The organism is Paenibacillus sp. W2I17, assembly GCF_030815985.1.
GTDB lineage: Bacteria > Bacillota > Bacilli > Paenibacillales > Paenibacillaceae > Paenibacillus.
On record NZ_JAUSXM010000001.1, the window covers coordinates 3,181,318 to 3,206,565 of the forward strand.

Here is a 25,248-nt window from a genome sequence, read left to right on the forward strand (position 1 = left end):
CTACTTCATCTTTAAGTACAGACATACACGGCCTCCTTTCTGCTTAGGCCATAATCGTTTTTCGGTTTTCCATCGCACGGCGGAACTCGCCCGTAATCCGTTGTCCGACCTGCTTGGTAACAGCATCGTAATCAATCGCATTTTCGCGCACAGTCACCTGCACCGCACCTGGTGGAATATTTATTGCAATCTGATTGGTAGTTTCTGTTTTGAAATCCTTCAAGTATCCGGACAGACTGCTCATCTGGTCTTCGGATATCTGTACCGTCATCGTGGACGATTTTCCATTCGTCTGCGCACCGTTACCAAGCGCCATCGCTTGGTTCTGCATCATGCTTGTTCCCATGAATCCAGCAGAGGTAGGCTGGCCGACCTTGCTGTTCATATATGCGGCTGGGCCTGTCATAGTCAGTGCCGGTGGCATATATGCAGGGGCCATCTGGGGGCCTGTTGCAACTGGAGACGGTGCGGCCACCGTTGCTGCCGAGACCGTCTTCTCTTCTTTTTTGGAACCAAAACCAAAGAAGTTGGATATGCCATCGGTGATTTTTTTTGTTTTCTCAGAGACGTAATCGGCTGCACCCGACAATGCATCACCTACACCTTCGGTAGCACTAGACATAAAGTTTCCAATATCCTTCGCTTTGTCTCCAATCCAACCGCCTGCTGTACTTCCGGCCCAACCACCTACTGCACCACCGACCCATGTCCCGATGCCAGGCAAAAGAACGCTACCGATGGCGCTACCAATCGCAGTACCTGCTGTGCCGCCAATCATGGAACCCACCGCTCGGCCACGCTCTTCCGGGGGTGCTGTCGCTACATTCGCCACATCAGCAAGCATGCTGATGGGCCCAAGCAACCTTTTAGCTCCTTTGGCAAAGCCACTACTTAAATTATCCATCAATCCATTACCAGCCAGCATGTCGGTTAATGATCCCAATCCACCATCCGCAAACCCTAATCTACCGCTTCCTCGTATTCTTCTACCCCCTCCCCTATTACGGTTGCGATCGGCCGGAGGAGTTGGAGTATCAGGTACAGGATTGGGTACTGGTGATGGGCCCCGGTTCGAACGATTACTAGACCTTCTACCACTTCGGTAATTTCGTCTTCCACGATCTGATCCACCACCATCCGCATTCGGTGAACGAACTCTACGGTTTTTGCCCATCTTTCCACCTGTGCAACAGCAGCATTTGGATGCTGGACTTCTGGTTGGATCAGATGCAGGACTTTCTTCTTTTTTCTTTTTGAACAAATTTATAAATTTACCAACTTTATCAATGATGTTATCAAAAATATCATTGAGGTTATTAAAAAATTCCATCCAAGTGTTAGCCTTATCAATCCAGCTATCTTCTTCTTTCGCATTGTTAGTGATATTTTTATTATTTTGAATCACGACAGCCATAGTTGGACTCGAAGCCCCTCCTTTACCCATCGCCACTTCAATCTTCTGCCGAACTTCAAGGGATACTGTTCCCGAAGCCGTAACCATCTGGTCCCTGAATCTATTCAGTTTAACCCATGCGCGATCCAGTGCCGGACTCAGCTTATCAATCAACCCAATCGTCGGTGTAATTCGCAGCCTGCTGATTCGCACAGCCATACTATAAATATGCTCCAACCTGCGTCCAGTCGTTCTCAGCTCATTATTCACCTTGATCAGACTCTGATATCGAACTCTACCCAGACGTTCCGTCGAGCGTTGGATCTGATCCAGATAACGAAGGGTCGTCCGCATTTCCGCATTGGATTTGGATAAACCTACAATCATTTCTGCCATTTTTTCACCTCCTGCCCTATTTCGTTATCGATTCATTTGCGAAGTTATCGCTGACATTTCCTCTTCCGAGAACGCAATTAACAGCGAGCGCTCTCCACGTGGCAAAGACCAGAACTCTCCGGGCCGGAGATGATGACGCACCCACATGTGATACAGGAACGTAGTCATCCCGCCGGAGTGAATCAGTTTTTTAGGTCTTCAATCTCCACACCAAAGCCAGACAGCTCCAGCACTTTATCACCTACGGCATCCAATTCACCAGCCAGCAGCATGCGGCGAACTGCCTGTTCTCCACCAGACAGCTTCATGCGGCCTGTAATGCGGGTGTCTCCCCAGCCAGACAGTTCCAGGCTGCGGACTTTCAATTTCACCGTTGCTTCGGAAATGAGCAGCGCGTTAAACGTTTCGGTGTCCACCTTTTCCTCGGTGCGGCCTTTGGTCGTTTTTCGAATGGTACAGCGTTCGCGAATGTGATCCACTTTGGAGGACGTCAGCCCACGCAAGGTCAACAGCAGATCCAGACGCTGAATGCGCACATTCTCCTCTGGCAAACGTTCTGCTGCTTCAAACAACTGATCCAAAATCTGTTCTTCGGACATATTTTCATTCATACTCATCGGGTGTTATCTCCTTCTTATTTCATAAATGGGTTTATCTATGCCAGCTTCCAAGCCTGTAGCGACAACAAAGAGACCGAGATCATCTCGGCCTGCATTGGTGTCCATATTATACGAAGTAACCACGCAATCACGCTTGAGCAAACCAGCTCAATAACGTGCCTATTCCAAAGCTTAGTTCGCCACAATCGGATTCAGCAATTCAAATCCTTCAAACGTAAAGCCCGTTTCCTCCGGTACTTCTTCGCCGGCTGTCCAGTTGGCAAGCTGGATTTTGTCCACCATGCAACCTCTCAGCAATACACTCTCATGTCCATACGATTCTGGGTCGTTCAGCTTGGAAATAATCTCGAATTTGGTGAAGCCGCGCTGGATCATATCGGAAGTGACTTTGTAGCCCGTCATCGTGCCTGTTCCTTTTTTCGCGCCGTTTTTGTGCACCTTCCAGTCGTTACCGACCAGGTTCAGCTCACGCTTTTCAATCTCCACACTCGCTTCCAACTTGTTAATGTTTGTCTGCCACACACCATCGATATGCAACTGACCATGGGTACCGAGAATTACTCTTGACGCATCCAACATATATTTTCCTCCTTAAAATTAAAAAATCACGTTTTCCTTTCACACAACCTTATTGCACGTAAAATGTACCAAACAACTGCTCCATTACATCCGTCAGCTTCACATTCCATTGCAGGAATACCTGATCTGCTTCCGGTTTGAGAACTGGTGCCGCACCGTAATAAGCCGGGTCGAGAATGACATCATAACCGTCAGCTTCAATCACATTACTCTGTGCGAGCAACGCCAAATAGGCCTTCATGGCACTAATCAGTGCCTGACGACCCTCTTCGGTATTGTTCACTTTACCGATATACGTATCTTCCGCGGAGCGCTGCAAATCCGTGTTGATCGCGTCCAACACACGAATGGAACGGATTTTTTTCCACGCATTATTCTGTCCAGCGGCTGGCGTTACCAGTGTGTTTACACCGCGAAGTGCTTTCACCTGACGACCATCATGGAAGAAAATAAATACACCATTCTGTACCGCCTGCTCCTGTTCTGCACGCGTCCAGCGACGTGTCACATCATCGAACGGAGTAGCCGCATAGGTTGTGGATTGGCTCAGACGTTGTCCGGCAATCAGTCCCGCAACATAGGCGGACGTTTCCGCCGAGCTGTAGAATGCATCTCCAAGGCGTACGCCTGTACCGACATTAATCACACCTTCATGGTTGAGCGTAAGCGAACGTGCTGCCGCTTTTTGTGCTGCTGTAGCAGAAGTGTCATCCGCTGCGGAACCGCCAAATACAGCCACCACCGGTTTACCTTCACTACGCACACGTTTCACCCATGCCGCAAAACTCGCAAGCAGAGGTGCATCTGCCGCCTGATCCAAAGCCAAGACGTCGAATTGCTCCCCTTCCAGCGCGCCCTGTACAGCAATGTACTCAGCATTGGTCCGGTCATCGTTGCCACTTACGCCGCCTTTGAATGCCGCCCCCGCAATTGTTGCAACTACAGCTGCACCATCGCCAATCGCCTGAGCCGTTACCCAGACATTTTGTTCATCCGCGTTAATCTCTTTTGCCAGAGAAGCTGCTGTAATATCCGCTGTCAGGAGCGCATACAACATCCGGTTACCTTCGAAGAGACGCACTTCATGTTTCGTATTATCAATCACACCTGGCTGGATGGTGACGTAGAATCCATTTGCACGATCCCCCGGATACTTCGCGTCCAGTTGCAGCACATTGGCATCACTGCTGTCCTTCAAGGTAAGCGTGGCTACTTTGGCCGCAGCACTTGCTACCCGATAAGCGAGCAACTTCTTCGGCCCACCCAACAGGGCGAGCTTCAAGGACGTATAAGCCGTACCGTTGTCCAGCACATTCGACGCATAGATACGTTCAATCGCCGCTTCGCTCCCTACTTCAACAAAAGTCCCCACAGGACCCCAGTTGGCCTTGATTGGTACCACGACCGTTCCCCGCGTACCTGCCTGAATGGCCGAGGATGCTGCCGCCTGAAAATTCATATATAAGCCCGGAAGGACCGGACGATTCGTTTGCTCCCAATTTCCGCCTGCCATTATCCCTTCACCTTCGCTTTCATAAATTGGTTAATTCGTTCTTGCGTTTCTTCAATGGAAAACGTCTCTTGCGCCGCTTCGTACAGCGCACCGTACAGCACCTCTGCCTTAACGGCAAAGAGGGCTTCTGCATGATTCATCAGTTCTGCCCGTGTATACCGCGGGGCTGTCTGTTTGCTTTTTTTCACCGAGCTTGCCATTGCCATCTCACCTCATTTGTTGGACTACTAATTTTGAAACATTGATCTTTAAGGTTGACCTATGAATTTTTGATCCTATGAACCTATGAATTTGAAGCTATAATGTTGAAGCTACATCTATCATCTCAAAGCTATAATCTGGAACCACTCTTAAAAGTGCATGTTCAAAAAGATCGGTTTTCAGTACCGAGAAGATGGGATGAAGTTAGAAATGGAGTAGCAGAGCGTAGGGAAAACTACGTGAGCAACTACAATGTTTCCAAAGGAAACATACTTCGTAAGCTTATGCTTATTCGGCTGAATTCCATATTCGATGCTGATGATGCCGTTAGGCATCCTTTGTAATCAAAAGCACGCTTTTTGAACAACCTCTAATAGAAGGTTCCTCTCGACTAACGTTTACTCCATACCTTTGCTATGGTGAATCTCACGAATGAAAGGTACATTTGTACCCCGGACGATGAATCCGCTGTTGCAACGTCAGGTGAATCTGACCATTCAGATATGCATCCGTCTGCAGATCTGCCGTGATCTCATCCACCGTCACATACCGTGTGTTACCTTCGTGCTCTTTGCCACCCGTTTCAGTGATGGCAAGACGAGATTGCACTGCAAGTTGCTCTACCAACCGAGTAATGGTCTGGCGTGTTAACACCGAATGATCGGTTAGCACATGCCCAATCCACTGTTGTCGAACCTCCAAAGCCGAAGTGCCTGCCATAGACGTGCTGTATCCAGCCAATCGCCATAACACAGACGGCATCTCATATCCTCCGGGCCAGGCATTACCATATACCGACCAGTTCGAGCCAAGCTCTTGCTGTGTCCAGCCTTGAAGCGCAGCTAACCACGCGTCCTCTGTTTCAACGAGAGCAGTTCCCGAGTCTTCGGGAACATACACTCCGAATCGCAGACTGCGTGTAAGCGTGCCAGACCCTGCATCCACCCGGTCACTATCTGAAGAACCCAAATAGATGCAAGTGAAGGCCTCACCTGCTTCATCCACCAGTCTTACCTGGTGTAACCCTTCAATTAGAAGGGCTGACCAAGCTTCCACTTGTTCAGCGCCACCATCTTCCGGACGAGCGTATGGTGAAATTTTAATGATCCGTCGATATCCCGCCCAGGCAGACTTCGGCACCTCTTCCGCAAACGCAACCACGGCACAAGGCCCAGCCAACACTTCGCCTGACGCGGGTACATCTAGCACATGACCGTCCCAATCTGGCACAAGTACCGCGAGCTTCTGTTTCAGCGTTTTTTTAATGAGCGTACTCATTTTACTGGTGCTCACGGCAGTGCTAATTTCATTTCTCATAGACACATTCATTTCGCCCCCTTTGGCTGCAAGTTTGAGATCTGCCCACACCGTGCAGCGACAATGCAGCAGCAGTAGACTCCCCCTTTTAACTCAGAGTCTGTATTCCAACCGAACCAGTACCGGGACTTCATTCACCGCATCAAAAAGACCGGCCACCTGGCCGGTCTGTACATTAGCGTATGTGCTTTCGGTGCGTCCCTTGTTATTGATCCGATAATACAATCTTACACCCTTTCATCCCTAGCGCGGATGGTGTTCCGTACGACTTCGGTGCGATTAAGGGAGACGTTCGGGTGGAAAAAAGACGATTCTGGAATCATCATTTTAAAGAATACCTAAGTAAGCTTTAAGATCAAATAATTGATAAATTTATCCAAATATATTAATATTTTATTATCAAATTCATTGTCGCTTACGTAAAAGAAGGAGAAATACCTATGAGTAAAACATTCAAGATCACTTCACTTGTCATCTTAGCATTTATACTCGGGATATCCTGCTGGGCCTACTTCGGACTGCTTGGTAATCCGCTGAAGAAAAATGATGCTGAACAACAGGTAACCACTTACCTGATTGAACAGAAAGGTTATTCACCCGAACAGCTTATCGAAGTACAAGGTACTTACTCCTCAAAAAGTTCTGAAGCACCTTACGGTGCCTCCGTAACATTCGCGGATGAACTCGAAGCGAAGTATCAATATATCATTTTTAACAATGGCGAGATTAAGCAGTACAGTCATACCAGTGATGATCCCAAACATGAGGAGCCCATGGTGAGATAACAGTTTAGTTCAGCGTAACCTGCGGGTTCAACGTAATCTCAAATGCACGCCCCCAGATGAAATCGGGATTTCCATATTCCAGCAGCGCACTGCCATACGTCGCATAGGACAATTCGTCATTACAGATCTGCTTAATCGCCACATTACCTGTCTGGAAGGCTGTTTTATTCGCAAGCGCCGTGGTATAAGTCTGCATCAAATCACGGAGCAATGTTTGCAAATGGGCATAGTCTTCCTCCGAGTTGAACAGCAACATATTTTGATCCGAAAGGGTAGCCACGTTGGTATACAGCGCATGAGCTCGGGAATACGTGCGGATCTCTGCAATCGCTACCGCTTTGTAGTAGTAATCCTTCAGGAAACGCTTAAACAACAACGAGCCATGCGCATTCATCGCATCACGCAACTTATGCTCATGCTTCTCTGTTGTGATCAACGCGTACCTGGACTGCCCCATACCTACAGCAATACCGATCTTGTTACCTGGCGTATTCCATGCACTATAACCCAGAACCCGTCCGGTATATGGACTGTTGAGCAATGCTTCAGCAACATCAACATTGGCTGGTCCTTTACCCACAAAATCAATCAATACCGAAGGCAGACCTTGCTCACTATTCAGCGTCAACTGCCCCAACGCAGCCTGCACCTGATCCAGAGCGGTAATCGCAATAATCTCAATGTCGATGCCCGTGTTCTCCCCGGAATTACCCGGGTGACCTTTCGTCATACGATTCAGTTCGGAGGCCATGTCAAACGGGACAACTTGATCGGCTGCTACAGCCACTAGCTGTTCATTTTCCATGCCAGCACCCACATCCGTCACCACCTCCGGTTCAGGATATGCCGAATCCGCTACAAGCACACCACCCACAATATCCACATGACGAACCACATTCTCGTGTACATCCATGTATTCATACGTGTTAATGATGGTATTGCCGTGAGGACCAAAATATTTCACTGCGTAACGTGTCTTCGCCCCGCCTCGGAACAACTGGTTAGCCATGCGAGCGACCAAAGCGTGCCCCAGACCATCCGCATCCGGCAAGATGATGGCACGATCCGGATTTTGTCCATTGGTTCCACCTAGCCATTCATTAATCCGTGCTTCTACATATTTGATTTCATTGATCTGAACACCCTGCGTGTTGGCATCGTCGACTCCAACCGCGAGGAAATCGATATAACCTGTGCGAGCCAGCTGATCTAAAATGTACAGATTTGTTTTGAATTTATGCTGTCTTGTATTGTAATACTGTTCTTTATCAAAATAGGTCGTTGTCCCATATTCCACTCCATCCGGGGACAGGTTATAACCTTCGATAATATCCTCAAACTCAGTGGATGTCTGACGTGGCTGCTGCATCAACGCACGGGACTCATTATATGCATCAAGCGCCAAGCCATCTGCAAACGAGGTCGTAGCCAAACGCATGATGGTGTCCATTACAAATACGGGTTTGCGTGGATATTTCTGCTTGATCACGCGGATCACATCCAGCAAACGCGTCGTCTCATCATCGTATTCTGGATAGGCGCCTCCTCCATCTTCACGGAGCTGACGACTGCCAATCAGACCGCCATAAGCGAGCATATCGGATGAGATAATGAATCCGTCGACCTTGGCAGCATGTTTCAGAATAAAGTCGTGAATCTTGGACGGTTTGCCATAAACCGGCGTGGAGGTGCCGAGCAGCGTTGTGCCATCTACGGTTTTCTCCGAGTCCAGACGATTCTTAATATCACTCAGGTTCGGTGTAACGATATGGATACCGGCTGCTTTCCCTTGCACAATCACATCATCCAGATTCGCTGGACGATCATCCAGTGGAACATACAATACTGTTTTCATATCACGTAGCCTCCTGTTATCTAATTAGTCTTATTACCCGATCAGGGCAAGGATGCAATCACCGAATTAAAAAACCGGCCCCATGGCCGGTCCGTACTTTAGCGTATGAGCTGTCGGTGTGTCTTCCTTGCTGCTGATCCGATAATACCATTTTACCGCCTTTTCCCACTCGCGCTGACGGTAATCCGTACGGATAAAGTCTATTTGCTGACGCCTTCACAGCGGTTAAAAGTCGGTTTCTTGCGAGAAACTCCTAGCGGATAATCCAACCAAACCATTCCTGATGATGTTTATATGATATAAGCAGCTTTTCCAATCCTATGTACAATAAAGGATGGGTATGATCATGAATAAAAGGCATTTCTTCTATCTTTGGATTGCTGTGACCAGTTATATGGCGGGTCCCGCTATGTATGCTTTAACAATGTACATCTTATATCAGGAAACAGATGTTGTAACGACATCACTCATTGGATGGACCGCGGCAACATTCTTATCCGTTGGCATCCTGTTTATCCTGATCACAGTAATTATGCTTCGAGTGTTAAACATCTATTATTTCTGGCTGCAAACCCTGCTCTTCGAGCTGCTTTTCCTTGCGCTAGTCTATATGACCACTGTTCTTCTTGGGGCTGGCAACACAGGACTGCCCAAGCTATCCTTTCCATTTACACCCGAAGGCGTTTCCTTATGGATGTTCTGGGGGAGTATTGCACTTATGAGTTCCTGGGGAATATGGGCAGCGCGTCAGCCTATACGAAAATCACCATACATGCTGGTGTCCAGAGTCATTTTGATCCTGTTTATCCTTGAAATTTGGCCCCGTTAAAAAGATGCAGGCTGCCCACGATTCGGTAGACCAGAATGATGCCAAAAAGGGATGTCCTCCGTCAAACTCATGACTGACGGACACCCCTTCTGAAATGTATGTTTTATCTCACGCGATGATATAACGAAATTTCTCCCATGTTTCCGGTACAGGCTCCCCGTTCTTCGCATGATGATAGAAGCTGAACGGGAATTTGAATACATGACCTCCGTTCCAGTCACGGGAACGTCTGTCGGTGAGCCAATATTCCAGCTCATGAGGGAGCGCCACGGATCGTTCCGCTCGTTCCAGTGGCAGCAGGTCTACGGATGATTGCAATGTCGGCATCTCCTGTTCAATATCCACATTTCGGCTTAAGCGTAGTGCCTTCACCATGGTAAGGAAAGGCGGGATGCCTTTGTAGAATAATGCAGGATATCCCAGTTCATATAATATATTAAGCGCATGTCCGTAGGTGAGCATATGACCAATCAGGTCATGATGTGCTTCCGCGTGATAGATGGTCTGGAACGCCCCAAGTTCATCCAGAATCAAACGTGACAACTGAACTGGATCATCAATCTCGGGGAAACCATCGCTTTTTTCCGGCTTCAGACTGCGAATTTCTTTCATCGTTGTGTTCATCCAGGATCTTCCCGGGATGGTTCGATCAAATGAATCGATCAGTTCAACCAACCGACCAATATCCTCCGTAGTGCCCCATCCATCCAGTTCACGAATGGCTTTCAGACTGATTGCCCCGTAGATGGCCTGGTGTCCAACCCAGTGCAGCTCTCCAATCGTTCGATCCAATGCGTCCGTAATACGCGCTTCGGCATCTTCCCTGGGCATCATCTCACCAATCGGAGAGGTCTGACCAGGGCTGATTCCATGCTGGCGAAGCATGGCTTTTGCTTCGGCGGTAACACTGCCGGCGGCAAGGGCAGTGAGACGATTTTCCCGTAACCAAAAATATGCCGCAATCGCACCCGCCCCATAATGGGCGTGCCACAGATCTCCTGTACGTTCCCGACTGGAAACGATAATCGCTAGTCCCTCTTCCAACAAACGTCGATCCAAGCCTGCCACCACCCTTCATCATATGTAAGTCCATCAGAGAAACTATATAAGTTGAACTAAGATTATTTACACTGACACTACGATGACAGAACAACCTTCCAATCACTGTTATCCCCAGATTTTTCGATTCCCTTTCCTAAGAGAAAATCCGGTGATCAATGTGAACGCTTCGCTTTTTCGGTTTTTTTCTGTCCTCTCCGTTATCGTGTAAATGTAGTTCAACTTATATATCCTAATTAATAAATAAAGCGTTTACTTCTATAACATGATGGAAATGCTCCACATATGCCCGTTTTGCCCCGGAATGCAAAGTTTAGCCAATTCGAAGCTTGCCTACGCCATGGATGGATACTTCCAGCGGATAGATCTCTGCTTTTTGCTTGGAGAAAAACCACGTCCGATCCTTCTTCACCACAATAAATAAACCATGTACATCTCCTACAGGAGCAAAGGTATCACTAACCTCACCCCAGCGCGTGAGTCCAATCCGCTGAAGCTCATTCACCGTAGACAGAACATCATCCGCCACCAGTCCAACCTCACACACCTGTAATATATCTTGAGTCGAGAAGTCATGGTCACTCTCGTTTTGAATACGATGATGAGCAATCAGCTCGATAATATTGCCTGCCGGATCTTCGAAATAGAGAGAATGAGAGTCCCAATTAGCAGAGTACGTCTCATCCCGATTTCCTTCCCTGCTTAAAACAACACGTGATGTAGCCCACTGCTTCGCTTGCTTGAACCGATTCGTTGGAATCAACCAGGCCACAAGATAAAAGGGCTCATGATCTGTTTCACCCTGTTTGAAAATCATCTTTGTCCTTCCAACCTGCAGGTTGAAGGTCTGATCTGTCGCATTGGACACCACCATTCCCAACGTATCACGATAAAAATGCTTGAGGTCCTCCAGCCGTGTTGTATATAACTTTAATTCTTCAATCATCATATGTTCTTCTCCTGCATCTCCTCCCACTTACTCCATGGCACCATACCAAGTTCAGGCTTCGCTTCATCCGGGAGCATGGCGATGAATTCAAGCAAATGACCATCCGGATCGGTAAAATACACAGATACCGCAGGCATCCAGCCGAAGACGTACAGTTCACCGATATCATCATTCAGGAAGTTCTGTGTCTTGATTCCTTTGTTCTCCAAGTGAGCCACCGCATGTTTCATATCCTCCAGAGATACATGAAAAGCAAAGTGCTGACGCTTCACCTCGGAAGGTTCCTTTTGCCACAATCCCAGCATGGCATTGCCTTTTCCACCAATCCAGTAGAAGGAGTTTCCACGTTCTTTCTGCCCGTAGGCATGAGGTAAACCTAGGACCGTTTCATAGAAGTGATGGGATCTCTCCAGATCCGTCACGTTTAGATGTGTTTCAAATATGCCTGTAATCATAATGCTCAACCTCTTTTCCTTTTCCGATTTTTCATCTTCCTTGGTTCTCAACTCATGGTAGAATTCCGCGCATTCGTTAACGTCTGGGCCAGATTTAAAAACGATCCAATAACCCGCTGCACCCGGTCCTCTATATCCTGACTGCCTTCGTACTCTTCGTATCCGTCAAATGTTGCTTCGAATCGTCTACGCTGCGCACCACCAATGGATATCCACTCCTGGGCATTAATGCCATGCAGATTGCGAACAATCGCTTGCAGTTGTAAAAGCGAACTTACCCCCACCGCTCCGCCAGAAGAGCTGATGGACAGGACAGGCTTGCCGCTGAAATGAGCCTGACTCAGGTGATCCAGTGCATTTTTGAGCACACCGCTAATACTGCCGTGATACTCTGGTGTAGACAGGATGATTGCATCAGCCGCGAGCATACGTGTATTCAGGTCTGCCAGATGTTCATGACCCGCTTGTTTTTCATCTGGTGCGTAGAATGGAAGTGGCGTCTGATACAGATCAAACAGGCTGGCCTGATGTCCCTGACCTCGAATAATCTCCACAGCATACTCTCCCAGACGTGTACTGGTTGCATTGTTCCGATTGCTGCCTGCCAAAATAACAATATTCATTCATGTCACTCTCCTTGGTTTTTTAATAATTCAAACTCTCATGTTTCAACCGATCTGTTATTTCTACTCTTATCTTACCTTTCTTTGGCATCCAAATCGTCAGTAGATAGACTTAACTTGAAATACAAAAAAACTCAACCTTTAGGTTGAGTTTATACGACTTAAGTATGAACATATGTCGGAATTGGTCAGACGACCCAGCCATTTCTTACGGCATGAAGAGCCGCTTGCGTCCGATCCGCCAGTCCCAGTTTGTCGAGCAGATGACTGACATGTGTTTTGACCGTTTTTTCGGTGATGACCAATTGAACTGCAATTTCCTTGTTGCTCAATCCTTGAGCAATCAGCCCCAAAACTTCTTGTTCACGGCGAGTGAGCATATCCAGTCCGCCAAGAGACGCTTCAGTTGATTTCCCCTTCTGCTTTGGCTCCTGATGTTGACTGTCTGCTGACTGATCTGTCGGTATATCCTGTGGTTGCTGTTCATTTATAGACCAATCGGATGAAGCCATCACATGCATCAATTGACCTGCTGCGGCAGGATGCAATTCTACCTGACCTGCATGCACATTACGAATGGCCACAGCCAGATCCTCCGGTTCAATATCCTTGAGTAGATATCCTTTCACCCCTGCACGAACAGCCGGAACCACATGATCCTGATCCGAAAACGATGTGAGCACAATGATTCGCGTTGCTGGCATTATTGCACGCAATCGCCTTGCTGTTTCAATTCCGTCCATGACCGGCATATGCAGATCCATTAATACCACGTCAGGTTTTAACGCTTCCGCCTGCGCCAGTGCTTCCTGCCCGTTCGATGCTTCACCGACAACCTCCATGTCTTGCTGTGTGGTCAAAAAAACGTGCAGCCCCCGTCTAACCATCGCGTGATCATCTGCAAGCAAAATCGTAATCGGCATCTCTTCTTCCCCCTGACTTTATACAGATTCGAACGGAAGTGGAATGACTGCCGTTACTGTTGTTCCCTTACGGGAAGAACTCACTATTTCTAAGCTACCCCCGAGCGATTGAGCCCGTTCCTTCATAATGGACAGGCCAAGGGAGCCTCCAGACGAGGCTTTTGGCCTTTCCGTACCACCTTTTCCCTGATCTGTGACGGTGAGCACCACTTCATGATCACTTAATTTGAGGGTGACCTCAGCAGAAGGAACATCCGCGTGTTTCCGTACATTATTCAGCGCTTCCTGTCCGATTCGCCACAATGCTTCTTCTATATTACGCGGTAAAGACCGCATTCCCGTCCGATTCATCACCACTTGAAGACCTTGGCTGGTGCCGTATTCCTGTAGCGCATGGAGCAGCCCTGCTTCCAGTCCCGCGGGACGGAGCTGCATAATCAATGCGCGCATTTCCTTGAGAGCCTCCTGAGACAAAGCCCGAATATCCTTCATCGCTTCCGCTGCCGGGTGCAACTGCTCGGAGCCGGATAACATACTTTCCGCGCCTTTAGCAGTTAACGATAGTGAAAATAAAATCTGATTAACCGAATCATGCAGATCGCGAGCCAACCGGTTTCTCTCTTCCAGTCGTGCAAGTTCGCGGCGATTCTCCGCCAGCTTCAGACTCTCCCATGAGGCAGCAATATGTTCGGCCAATGCCTCCAGCACTTCACGGTCCGCCTGCGCAGGACCTGATGTTCCTATTCCGATCACCAGAATTCCCGTTTCCCCTGGCGTATGGTACGGAAGGGGAGCAGCAATTCCCGAGGCAATGGAATTCATTGTCTGGTCAGGCTCGCACAGGGTAAATATCTCAGCAATCTCTATTACAGACAGAGATGTAGCACGATGACTATTGATTACATGGTTAATGTGGCTCGTCACTTTGAAAGATAACGGAGTACTTGATAACGTTCGAACCGTATCATCTGCATAGGCTGCCTGCAAAACGAACATTCCGTTTTTCTGCTGAATGATTGTAGCAAAAGGCCAATCATAATGCTGCCCAAGCAGCTGTACAACTTTTAAAGAAAAAGCATCCGAATTGCTGCATTCGTTCACTGCAAGACCCAAAGCCGTGCTGAACTCCCCCAGCTTGGCATACAGATCAGCTCGTCGCTGCTCCGCGCGATACAATCTCATCCGCTCTATCGCACTACCAATCTGGTATGCCACACCCTGTAACAGTGCCAATTCACTGTCGCTGAAATGTTCCTTGGCTGGCGCAGCCACATTGAGCAGGCCGAGCATCTTCTCACCTGACCTTAACGGAACGGTTGCATGGTGGGTAATATCATGAGTATCTCCCCATCGGAATTCCACGGCATCCTCCAGCCGTTTACAGTTAATGATGTTGACCGCATGATTGAGCTGACCGTCCTTAAAGCGGTTCACACACCAGCAGGTACCCGTTCGCATGGGCTCTTTATATTTCCGTAGTAATGCCGGGGGCAGATTATAATCCGAAACACAGGTATAGTCTCCACGTTCATTAATCAGAAACATCCAGCCTGCCGTTAATCCGGTCAACTCCAGTAATTTGCCGACCACGGTATCCAGCATTAAGTTCAGATCATTGGACGTATTGAGCGTTTCCGCGATTGTCTTCAACGTGACCATTTCCTGCATTCCGACTTCTTCCGACATGGCAGACTTCTCTCCTTTGGCTGTGCCAACTGTGGTTTGTTCAACTATTGTAACCAATCCACCTTGGATATTAAAGGATCAACTTCTTCAATCGCTCACTCAGCCCAGCTTCTGTCGCTCTTTGCGGGACACAGACAAAGGCTCCATATTAATCAGACCTCGATCTGACAGAGCCAGTGCCATTTTGTAGAAAGCACGTGTACGAATCTTCGTGTACGTATCCTTGCTGACAGGTGGATCAAACACATGGTTATACACTTTATAGTCAAACACATCATCGTCTTTCAAATATCGTTCACAGACAAGTACACGTTCCTTTTCACTCAGCCGGGACACAACAAAATCAATCGTATCGCAATATGCCTGACGCGCACGCTGCACGTCCACATTGTAGATCGCCGTTCTCGCCGTGGAATCCCCCGTCACATTGGTTGCACCGTGGAAACGCTCGGCATAACTTGCCGTCACCATAACCTCTCGTTCTTCAAATGCAATGGTTTTATAAATTCGGTATTTTTCCAGCGCAGCTTCAACAGCTGTTTGCGTTTTGCGTCGGTCCAATTCGGGCAGCATCAATTCCATATTTATCTTCCTCCTTCAGTATTCGCTATAGAATGAAAGTCTAGTAGCTTCGCATGATCACTCCGATGACAGAACAACCTAGTTAAACATGCAACCACTTCATCTTTAGCACTTTCATTTCTCAACTCATATCACTCATTCAATGGTTCACATGAAATTGTTTTGCAATCGTGAACGATGGCAAAACGCTCTTATTCATAGAGTTGTCCAGTTTCCTAAAAAAGTAACGGCATTTTTTCAATTTCCCCCTGTTGCCTTTTGGAATCACTCCAAACCGCTATAATCCGGGGGATTCCACTTTTCAGAAGGTGATTACAAAACACACGCTCTGCCTCAACTTTACATTTTGTTCGTATATTGTTCGTATTTCTATTTGAGGATACCACTTTCTGGAGATCGGAGTAAACCTTCATTTTGGTTCGTTTTGACGATAAAATAAAACCTTCACTCTCATTTCCTATGCCTTTTGGCATAATTGTTTCATATCTCTTTACCTAATGGTATATATACGTTATAGTACTGTTTAATTAATGAACTTCCGTATAAGTCATTTGACTTTTATAAGTTAAGATTTGGATTAGATATGCACGTTAACGGAGAGGACAGAAAGAACCTGAAGAAGCGAAGCGTTCGCCTTTATCACCGAAATTCCACCTATGAAGATATACATTCAGGAAATTCGGGGATAACAGCGATCGGAAGGTTGTTCTGTCATCGGAGTGATCTGTGCAGCACGAGCTCTCTTAATTTATAACTCAAGCACTTGTACGAATCGAAGGAGTTGGCATAATTGTGGAGCACGCTTTTGGCCCTTATATGAAACAACTGCGCGAGCAACAGGGATACAGCATCAATCAGCTCGCCGAAGCAGCCGGAATAAGCAACTCACAGATTTCACGTATTGAGAATGGGGTCCGGGGTGTGCCGAAACCAGCGACCATCCGCAAGATTTCAGATGCACTCTCGGTGCCCTATACAGAGATGATGAAGCAGGCCGGTTATATTGAACCAGGGAGTGCTGCTGAACTTCAGGACGTACCGGAATGGGCTACATACAAAGACCGTCGTGATTTCAAAAAGATGCTGGAGGACGATGATGATCTGATGTTTGACGGCATTCCACTCGATGAAGAGGACAAGAAACGAATCAAGGATGTGCTGACAGGTCTGTTCTGGGAAGCCAAACAGATGAACAAACGCAAAAAGACAGACGAATCGGACAATCGCCCATGAGGCATGACCCACTGAATTTAATGAGGCAGCAGGTGAGATCATATGGATGACATCGTAACAAAGCTGATTCGAAAACACCGGACCAATTGCCCGTTCAGCATTGCCCGCGCGGTTGGAATACAGATTCGTTTCACCAATTTGGGGAAGTCCACCAAGGGACTGTACTTTCGCAAGCTCCGGCGCAGGTTTATCGTCATACACAATGATTTGCCGCCGGAATGGCAAAGGTTCGTGTGTGCACATGAGCTTGGTCATGACCGGCTTCATAAAGGGATTAATCGATTCTTTCTGGAGGAACATTCCTATTTTGCTCCAGGCAAGCTGGAAAGACAGGCCAATCGTTTTGCCATTCAATTGCTGACCTCCGGAGTGATGCCTGAACCGGATGAATCTTTGGAGAAATTTTGTTTACGTACCGGACTGCCGCGTGAAGCGCAGCATTTTTTTTACACACCTTAAGAACATACGTTCTTTCCAAAGATTATATTTTCCAACAGCAGATTTACATGTCACTTTCAGGTTACTTATTTTTACGTAATTCGCGAGATTTCCTAATAATAGTCTGTTAAAATACTACGTGAGCTGTGTAAACGCTCAAGTAGATTATTAATTGGGGAGGTTTCGGATTCATATGAAAATCTGGAAGAATTACGTTTCACTTCTGCTAACGGTCTGTTTGCTGTTTGGCAGTGTAGGTATTGCCGCGGCTGCAACGGATACCACTCCGGGCACAGGCAAACACATTACCATTCTACATACGAATGATACGCATGCCCGTGCAGTTGAATCTTCACCTGCTATGGGTTTTGCCAAAGTAGCTGGAATCGCTGACAAATATCGTAGCGAAAACCCGAACACACTCTTGCTTGATGCTGGAGATGCTGTACATGGTACAACATTTGCCACTCTCGTGAATGGTGAGAGCATCGTGAAAGTCATGAATGAAATGGGATACCAAGCCATCGTACCGGGTAACCACGAATTCAACTATGGTTCGGATCGTCTGATCGAACTGGCAGACATGATGAACTTCCCCATGCTGAGTGCCAACGTGAAGAAAAAAGACGGAACACGTCTCTTCGATCCTTACCTCATTAAAGAAGTAGATGGAGTGAAGATCGGTATCATTGCTCTTACTACACCAGAAACGATGTACAAAACAAATCCTAAAAATGTAGAAGGTCTTGATATTACAGACCCTACTGCGGAAGCTAAAGTTCTGGTAAACGAAATCCGCAGCAAAGTAGATGTTGTTGTTGTTCTGGGACATCTTGGACAAGACGCGTCCAGCACGGATACTAGCTTTAAAGTTGTTAAAGAAGTTCCTGGCATCGACGTATTCATCGATGGTCACAGCCACACTGTACTGCAAGATGGCCTTGTATCCGATAACGGAACATTGATCGCAAGTGCAGGGGAATACACTAACTACGTAGGTGTCATCGATCTGTGGGTAGATGGTGGTAAAGTAACAAAGAAACAAGCAACATTAATTGATGAAACGGAAGCAAAAGACATCAAACCAAATGAGAAAGTCGCGACTCTCGTGAACTCCATTCAAAAAGAACAAGAACCTATTTTGAAAGAAGAAGTAGCCAATACAGCTATTCTGCTGGATGGTAAACGTGAACAGGTACGTGCAGGAGAAACTAACCTGGGTGACCTGCTTGCAGATGCCATTCGTGATGTCAGCAAAGCCGATATTGCACTGACTAACGGTGGTGGTATCCGTGCTTCCATCGAAAAAGGGATCGTAACCAAAGGTGATATCATCACAGTGCTTCCTTTTGGTAATCAAGTAGTAACTCTTGAAGTGAAAGGGTCCGATATTCTGGCAGCCCTTGAAGTCGGTGTAGCTTCCTACCCGGAACCAAGCGGTGGATTTCCGCAAGTATCTGGTATCAAGTTCAAAATCGACACTTCCGCTGCAGAAGGTAGCCGTGTACATTCCGTAAACGTGGGTGATAAAGCCCTTGATCCGGAAGCAACGTATACACTGGCAACCAATGATTTCACAGCTGTTGGTGGTGACGAATACACCATGTTTGCCAAATATCCAACTACGGGTATGTATGGCGCGCTGGACGAAGCATTGATCAATTACATGCAGAAGCTTGGCGCTGTAGACATCAAAACAGATGGTCGGATCAGTGAAGCGAAAAAACCTGCAGTAGAGCCGGAAACTCCGGCAACAGAAACACCAGCTCCAACCAAGCCAAAACCAGAAACACCAAAACCGGAAAAACCGTCTAAACCAACACCAAGTAAACCAGCTCCAGCCAAACTGCATGTTGTGAAATCCGGAGATTCTCTGTACTCCATCTCCAAACAATACGGCACAACTTGGCAGGCATTACAAAAGCTGAACAATATCAAAAATCCACACTGGATTTATCCAGGTCAACAATTGAAATTGCCTGCAGCTTCTTAAGCTCAGCAAAGCAAAGTGCCTATAGGCATGATCGCTTATAAGGCGCAACAACATAACGAATCAATCTTGTCATAAAACCAAAAGGGTGTCCCCAAAGCCAGATTACTGGTTAAGGGGACACCCTTTTGTATCTCCGTTCTTAAACATCAATCCACATCAGATAATTGAACATTTCCTGTGGACATATCCTGTTGATCCTGACAATCATCTGAGGCAAAAATAAATCCCAGCCAGGCCTTTACGGACCAACTTTATCATGTGCCTTCCACACCGAACTATATAAAAACTCTCCGGAAAGACCGTGTTCATGCGGTTATTGTACTTTTATTTCGACATCTCTATCTTCTCAACATTGCATACTTGCACATAAATCCGCCTGAGTATGATCATCTTCAAATCCTTAATCATAAAATCATTTGTATACTAAATACATATGTCCAAATATAGTTATTTCGTATGATATCACTCATAAAATCCAACCAAATTTTATGCCTATAGCCCTCTTTTTCATGCTCACATTGGAATTTCAGCAATCAAAATCAGCTACCGCATCATATTCGGTACTATTATATGAACTCATATAATTAACGAAGCCCTGAATTTAGGAAGTGAGCTGTTCCTTCACATAACGCACTGCCTCCTGTGCCGTCAAAGCAATTCGTTTCGATTCACCTGATGCTGCAAGTGCATGTGATCCCAGTTCCACCTGTCCTTCGGCTGCTCCTCGGCCAATAACGATCTGCACAGGCAATCCGATCAGCTCCGCATCCTTGAATTTCACACCCGGACGTTCATCCCGGTCATCAACCAATACAGTGAATCCGCCATCGATCAATTGTTGTTCCAGTTCAAGGGTAAGCTGGCGTTGCTGCTCACCTTTCCAACTTACTGCAATCAGATGCACATCATATGGCGCCACAGCGGCCGGCCAACGAATGCCCTCATCTCCTGCATACTGCTCAGCTATAGCGGCCATCAGGCGGGATACGCCAATGCCGTAACATCCCATGACGGGCGCACACTGGCGACCATTACGATCCAGGAATGAAGCACCCATGGCATCACTATATTTCGTCCCCAATTTGAAAATATGGCCAACCTCGATGCCTTTGGTAAAAACAAGTGGCGATCCACATGTTGGACAAGCATCCCCTTCCGCAGCAAAGCGGATTCGTTCTACTCGCTCCAATGCAAAATCAACCCCTGGGCGTACGCCGGAAACATGCACATCCGCTTCATTGGCTCCTGTAATTGCACTTTTCATCACTGCCACGTCAGCGTCCACCACCATCGGCAGATTTAGTCCAATCGGACCCAGGAATCCTACCTTCAGATTTGGATGTGCCGCAATGGCTGCATCGTCTGCAAGGATCAGTTCCTCTGCCCCCAACACCTGCTTCAATGCGATGTCATTCAGTTCATGATCTCCACGTACAAGCGCAGCGACGAGCTGACCATCCGCCACATAAAGCAGCGTTTTGATCATATGTTCAGCACCTTTGCCCACAAAAGTGGTTAACTCTGCAATCGTACGAACGCCAGGTGTGGAGATGTGTACTACGTTTTCCGCTCCTGAATGTTCATCCGTTTGAAGCGCGGAGTCTGCACTCGCAGAGTCGGCTGGAACTTCCAAGCTTCCTTCTTTTTTCTCCATATCTCCAGAAGTCTGATAACCCGCTTTCTCCAGATTCGCAGCATATCCACAATGTTTGCAGGTTACAATTGTGTCCTCACCCACATCAGCAAGAGCCATGAACTCGTGTGTTTCTCCTTGACCGCCAATCGTTCCTGCGTCCGCCTCAACACGGATATAGTCCAAACCACAACGCTCCAGAATGCGACTATAAGCCGTGTTCATCGCCTGATAAGTCCGATCAAGCTCTTCCCAGTCCGAAGCAAAAGAGTACGCATCCTTCATGATGAACTCACGTCCACGCAGCAATCCAAATCGAGGACGGCGCTCATCCCGGAACTTGGTTCCGATCTGGTACAGGGTGAATGGCAGCTTACGATACGAACTCACCTCGTCCCGCGCTATAGCGGTTACGACTTCCTCATGTGTTGGCCCAAGAGCAAATTCCCGTGCATGACGATCCTTCAGACGCATCAATTCGGGACCATACTGTGTGTATCTTCCGGATTCTTCCCACAACTCCGCAGGCTGCATAATCGGCAGCAACACTTCCTGACATCCAGCACGATCCATCTCTTCACGAACGATCCGTTCAACATTTAACAATATACGCCGTCCAAGGGGCAGGTAACTGTATATCCCTGCTGCCAGTTGGCGAATCATGCCGGAACGCAGTAACCAGCGATGTCCCGCTGCATCTGCCTCCGCTGGCGCTTCACGTAATGTTGGGACAAGCATTTCACTTTGACGCATCATAACACACTCCTAATCTTCCTTTTTGTTATCAAATACGGCGCATAAACAGCAAAAAGACACATCCGTCAAGGGACGAATGTGTCGTGGTACCACCCTTATTTAACTGCAAATTAATCCGTTCGCAACCTATGCGATCTGTAACATGCAGTCCTACGGGGCATAACGGGCCCTGCCGGCGGAGGTTGCAACCCTTGATGGGCATTCTCTTCCGCAGCTCGCGAGGTAGGAATTATGAAGCAGCTACAGGAACCTTGCACCACACTGTTCCCTCTCTGTTGAAGCTGGCTTGCACAATCATGTCCTCGTTATAACGCTGTTATCATTTTTGACCACATTAGTTCATTTACAAGTAATTGTCAACCAATTAGTCGAATACAACTCCAGAATAATACTCCACTACATCACGGATGAGCATAAACGCATCCCCATTGGTAAGATTGTTCTTGTCAGCAATGCCAGCAAGCGTGTTGTCACTTATAAAGTTTTGCGTTTGTAATTGAGCAAGTGCCTGTTCAAGTGAAGTTTCCGTTTCTGAAGATCCCATTGCCAGACATAACATATACGCAGCCTGATCCAACGTTAAAGGTAGGGTTACGGCATTCTCCATATTTGCTAGAGCTTGGTCGGCACTGCCTGTGTAGGCTTCTGGAAACATCGCTTGCATTCTTTTCAATTTACTTAAAAATCGTTCTGGATTCATTCCTTTATCCAGTTCCCAACCATCGTTATTATAATTGCCTGAAGTCATATACATACTCGCTGCAGCCAGCAATCCCTTGTAATCCTTATGCTCCATATAATCAGGCTGCTCGAAACGATGTACTTTCAGATCCATACCCTGATTCTCCAGCATCTTACGTAGTTCAGATGCTCGCTCTTCGGAAGTTGAGAGTTCGCGGAAAGACTCCTTATGGATATATGCCAGCTTGACCGCCGCTCCTGCTGCTTCTCCCTCTGCCATTCCCAGCGGGACAACTCTTGCACTACCGTGTGGGATTGTATCAAAACTTGCTGCACGTCCAACGACGAGCAAACCATCAACCTTTAGCGGTACAAGCGAGCGAAAGGGTACACCATATTGAATTGGACTCAACATAATCGTGCCGGGATTTCCAACACTCGTGCTCTGAATATCAATATCGTATGAACCGTATCCAATGGCATCCCAATGATCACGATTTTCCATGACATCAGCTAATGTTAATCGGTACTCGCCATAGATATGACGTGACTCCCTCACGTAAAGCTCGTCTGCTGTTCCAGCATATTGTAGCCCTGCAAATTCATCATAATTTTTCTTCAGAAAATCAACAATTAGCGGGGCTTCTTTACGCCCGATTTCCAGACCTTTTTTCACAGATATCGGATCTAACGGATCTACCCCAAAGATTTGCATTGTATTAATTAAGATTGTATCATCATTTTGTCTTCCGATATTCAGACTTCGAATCTTAATATGTTGTGGATTGGAGGATTCATATTTTCTAGCATCACCGTACCCCCAAGCACTCATCTTATCAACCCCGGTTCCCTCTCTTTCCCTAAACTTTTGCCATACCTCATCTGTAACACCGCTTAGCTTGAATACAAGCGTAGAGACCATTTTGGATTTACCATCTCCAATATCTTGTCTGCCTATGGAATATGGAACTCCTGCAGCGGCTGCAATATCCGCATCTTGCGTTGCATCAATGATGGAGCGGGTTGAAATCTGAACAGTTGTTCCATCTTCTTTAGTTATGCTCATACCCGTTATTGTTGTGTGATCTCCCGTAGATTGTTCAGTAAGGGGAACTAATTCCTTAACATTCATCAACAGGTCAATATTAGGTTCAGAACGAACCATCCGATAGAAAATGTTAGCCGCTGTATTGGTATCAAATGAACTACCCTCGATCTGGTCAAACCATTCCTGGAAAATACCTTTGTTCAAAAAGTCAGGCTGCCGCAAACTACTCAATAACTGCGGTTGTTCAGGGGAATAATTTAGATCCAGCGTATTAAGGCCTCCCTCGGTCAACAATCCTCCCAACATGTTGCGATCTCTTGCTTCCACCAGCAATACACGCATCCCATTACGAGCAGCTGATAAGGCAGCAGTAATACCTTCCGGATCCGTTCCAGCTACAATAACGTTATAGGAATCTTTCAGGTTTAGTGTAGATTGCACGTCCTCCAAGGGCTGCCATACATAATTATTATTAAATTTATAATTCTTGTTCCAGATATAAAATGCACCATATGCAGCGCTCATTAAAACAATAAACACACTGGCTATAATTGCTGTTATTTTCAATTTTCTACTAATCAAAGAAACAAACCTCCATATGTACTTTAAATTCAACAATGCTAACTCGTGAGTAGTTTTCCTATGTTATACCAACAACCGACTAACTTTTTCTCCTTTCCTACATGAGTATGCTATAAATAATAAAAAACTCCCCAACACTTCAAACCGTGTTAGGAAGTTTTGATAATAAGACGGAAAATTCTACTATTATGTTGCCATAAATACAAACTAAAACATAGGAAAGTCCCTAACTTTCCTCATTATAACGACCACTTTTGGCGAAGTAAAGACTTACCAAAACCGGAAATGGATCAGAAAGATCATTAAACACTCAGACTGTCCGTTCATCCTGACTACAATGAATTCTCTGGCGATGGCTGACATGGCAGCACGTTCCCTGTAATATAGAGAAATAGAAATCTATCACAGGTATTAATCGATAAAGGAGCTTGTCCTATGCCATATATCATATATGATCTTGAATTCACGGTAAGCCGCAATACTCGTTATTCTTCTGAAATTATTGATATCGGTGCCGTTAAAGTTACGGAAAGTGCGGATGGATTGGTCGTAACGGATACGTTCCATACGTATGTTCGTCCTTCCAATAAGTCTGTTCTGTCCACTGACACGATTCAGTTTACAGGTATCACGCAGAAAGATATTGATGCAGCCCCCCTTTTTCCGGCAGCACTGAATCAATTCATCGCCTGGATGGGAAGTGACCCCTATTACATGTGTTCCTGGGGACCCGATGACCGCAGCAAACTGATCTCTCATTGTCGCACCCATCAACTTGATGTGGCCTGGATCACCAATCATAACGATCTCCAGCAACAATGGTCCCGCACCGTTCGTAAAGAAGGCAAGTTCCGTCAACTCGGACTCGCTCAGGCTCTTGAAATCTGCGGAATTGAATTTGATGGTACCCAACACCGTGCCTTGGATGATGCCATCAATACAGCCAAGGTGTTTATGCATCAATTTGATCGCTTCACGCTGGAAAACAATTGTGCAGCGGATGATGAGGGCATTGCATCCAAGGTCGTCTATTCCAGCTCCACAGAAGATGAAGAGAAAGAATCACCTTTTGGCAACCTGGCAAGCCTATTCAAAACCAAAGAGTAGCCAACCACAGCT

The 25,248-nt window shown here is 46.8% G+C and carries 22 protein-coding genes; 6 read left to right on the forward strand and 16 right to left on the reverse strand.

Annotated features, from left to right (window positions below; genetic code table 11):
* Positions 1-43: 43 nt before the first annotated feature.
* The 6 genes from QF041_RS14210 to QF041_RS14235 form a co-directional block, all read right to left on the reverse strand.
* The gene (locus tag QF041_RS14210; protein ID WP_307414639.1) at positions 44-1,789 is read right to left on the reverse strand and encodes a hypothetical protein; all 1,746 of its coding nucleotides are present in this window, start codon (positions 1,787-1,789) and stop codon (positions 44-46) included.
* Between the two features lie 182 nt (positions 1,790-1,971).
* Entirely contained in the window at positions 1,972-2,406 is a 435-nt protein-coding gene (locus QF041_RS14215; protein ID WP_017690174.1) for a phage tail assembly chaperone, read from the reverse strand.
* A 174-nt stretch (positions 2,407-2,580) separates the two neighbouring features.
* Positions 2,581-2,988, reverse strand: a complete 408-nt coding sequence (locus tag QF041_RS14220) for a phage tail tube protein (protein WP_036611426.1) — start codon at positions 2,986-2,988, stop codon at positions 2,581-2,583.
* Positions 2,989-3,037: 49 nt separating this feature from the next.
* Entirely contained in the window at positions 3,038-4,501 is a 1,464-nt protein-coding gene (locus tag QF041_RS14225) for a phage tail sheath subtilisin-like domain-containing protein (protein ID WP_307414640.1), read from the reverse strand.
* On the reverse strand, positions 4,501-4,701 hold the full coding sequence (locus QF041_RS14230) for a YqzN/YkzM domain-containing protein (RefSeq protein WP_017690177.1): 201 nt from the start codon (positions 4,699-4,701) through the stop codon (positions 4,501-4,503). Before QF041_RS14230 ends, QF041_RS14225 begins: the two co-directional genes overlap by 1 nt.
* A 427-nt stretch (positions 4,702-5,128) precedes the next feature.
* Positions 5,129-6,025 (reverse strand): hypothetical protein, encoded by an 897-nt coding sequence (locus QF041_RS14235; protein ID WP_307414641.1) that lies wholly within the window; start codon positions 6,023-6,025, stop codon positions 5,129-5,131.
* Positions 6,026-6,459: 434 nt separating this feature from the next.
* Here QF041_RS14235 and QF041_RS14240 point away from each other — a divergent pair, with 434 nt between their 5' ends.
* Positions 6,460-6,804, forward strand: a complete 345-nt coding sequence (locus QF041_RS14240) for a YfjL-like protein (RefSeq protein WP_047841934.1) — start codon at positions 6,460-6,462, stop codon at positions 6,802-6,804.
* Between the two features lie 4 nt (positions 6,805-6,808).
* On the opposite strand, the gene QF041_RS14245 is transcribed toward QF041_RS14240, so the two are convergent.
* Positions 6,809-8,659 (reverse strand): DUF4127 family protein, encoded by a 1,851-nt coding sequence (locus QF041_RS14245; RefSeq protein ID WP_307414642.1) that lies wholly within the window; start codon positions 8,657-8,659, stop codon positions 6,809-6,811.
* Positions 8,660-9,005: 346 nt separating this feature from the next.
* Between QF041_RS14245 and QF041_RS14250 the strand changes: the two genes are divergently transcribed.
* Complete coding sequence (locus tag QF041_RS14250; RefSeq protein ID WP_307414643.1) at positions 9,006-9,488, forward strand: hypothetical protein; 483 nt, start codon at positions 9,006-9,008, stop codon at positions 9,486-9,488.
* A 108-nt stretch (positions 9,489-9,596) separates the two neighbouring features.
* On the opposite strand, the gene QF041_RS14255 is transcribed toward QF041_RS14250, so the two are convergent.
* The 7 genes from QF041_RS14255 to QF041_RS14285 all read right to left on the reverse strand — a co-directional run bounded on the left by QF041_RS14255 (position 9,597) and on the right by QF041_RS14285 (position 15,765).
* Positions 9,597-10,547, reverse strand: coding sequence for a hypothetical protein (locus QF041_RS14255; RefSeq protein WP_307414644.1), 951 nt, complete (start codon positions 10,545-10,547; stop codon positions 9,597-9,599).
* A 313-nt stretch (positions 10,548-10,860) separates the two neighbouring features.
* Entirely contained in the window at positions 10,861-11,496 is a 636-nt protein-coding gene (locus QF041_RS14260; RefSeq protein ID WP_307414645.1) for a VOC family protein, read from the reverse strand.
* Positions 11,493-11,951, reverse strand: a complete 459-nt coding sequence (locus tag QF041_RS14265) for a VOC family protein (protein ID WP_307414646.1) — start codon at positions 11,949-11,951, stop codon at positions 11,493-11,495. Before QF041_RS14265 ends, QF041_RS14260 begins: the two co-directional genes overlap by 4 nt.
* 47 nt (positions 11,952-11,998) lie before the next feature.
* Complete coding sequence (locus tag QF041_RS14270) at positions 11,999-12,574, reverse strand: NADPH-dependent FMN reductase (protein ID WP_307414647.1); 576 nt, start codon at positions 12,572-12,574, stop codon at positions 11,999-12,001.
* Positions 12,575-12,762: 188 nt separating this feature from the next.
* Positions 12,763-13,497 carry a response regulator gene (locus QF041_RS14275; RefSeq protein ID WP_307414648.1) on the reverse strand — a complete coding sequence of 245 codons (735 nt, stop codon included), beginning with the start codon at positions 13,495-13,497 and terminating at the stop codon, positions 12,763-12,765.
* Positions 13,498-13,515: 18 nt separating this feature from the next.
* Positions 13,516-15,183 carry a GAF domain-containing sensor histidine kinase gene (locus QF041_RS14280; RefSeq protein WP_307414649.1) on the reverse strand — a complete coding sequence of 556 codons (1,668 nt, stop codon included), beginning with the start codon at positions 15,181-15,183 and terminating at the stop codon, positions 13,516-13,518.
* Between the two features lie 99 nt (positions 15,184-15,282).
* Positions 15,283-15,765, reverse strand: coding sequence for an ArpU family phage packaging/lysis transcriptional regulator (locus QF041_RS14285; RefSeq protein ID WP_017690187.1), 483 nt, complete (start codon positions 15,763-15,765; stop codon positions 15,283-15,285).
* Between the two features lie 789 nt (positions 15,766-16,554).
* Here QF041_RS14285 and QF041_RS14290 point away from each other — a divergent pair.
* The 3 genes from QF041_RS14290 to QF041_RS14300 all read left to right on the forward strand — a co-directional run bounded on the left by QF041_RS14290 (position 16,555) and on the right by QF041_RS14300 (position 19,429).
* Positions 16,555-16,998: a helix-turn-helix domain-containing protein gene (locus QF041_RS14290; RefSeq protein WP_082219000.1), complete on the forward strand. Its 444-nt coding sequence runs from the start codon at positions 16,555-16,557 to the stop codon at positions 16,996-16,998.
* A 42-nt stretch (positions 16,999-17,040) separates the two neighbouring features.
* On the forward strand, positions 17,041-17,457 hold the full coding sequence (locus tag QF041_RS14295; protein WP_307414650.1) for an ImmA/IrrE family metallo-endopeptidase: 417 nt from the start codon (positions 17,041-17,043) through the stop codon (positions 17,455-17,457).
* 172 nt (positions 17,458-17,629) lie between these two features.
* The gene (locus QF041_RS14300) at positions 17,630-19,429 is read left to right on the forward strand and encodes a 5'-nucleotidase C-terminal domain-containing protein (protein WP_307414651.1); all 1,800 of its coding nucleotides are present in this window, start codon (positions 17,630-17,632) and stop codon (positions 19,427-19,429) included.
* A gap of 601 nt (positions 19,430-20,030) precedes the next feature.
* Here the strand turns inward: QF041_RS14300 and QF041_RS14305 are convergent.
* Both QF041_RS14305 and QF041_RS14310 read right to left on the reverse strand, forming a co-directional pair.
* Positions 20,031-21,815 carry a proline--tRNA ligase gene (locus tag QF041_RS14305; protein WP_307416966.1) on the reverse strand — a complete coding sequence of 595 codons (1,785 nt, stop codon included), beginning with the start codon at positions 21,813-21,815 and terminating at the stop codon, positions 20,031-20,033.
* Between the two features lie 367 nt (positions 21,816-22,182).
* Positions 22,183-24,129 (reverse strand): FAD-dependent oxidoreductase, encoded by a 1,947-nt coding sequence (locus tag QF041_RS14310; protein WP_307414652.1) that lies wholly within the window; start codon positions 24,127-24,129, stop codon positions 22,183-22,185.
* Between the two features lie 435 nt (positions 24,130-24,564).
* Between QF041_RS14310 and QF041_RS14315 the strand changes: the two genes are divergently transcribed.
* Positions 24,565-25,236, forward strand: a complete 672-nt coding sequence (locus QF041_RS14315; RefSeq protein ID WP_307414653.1) for a 3'-5' exonuclease — start codon at positions 24,565-24,567, stop codon at positions 25,234-25,236.
* Positions 25,237-25,248 lie beyond the last annotated feature (12 nt).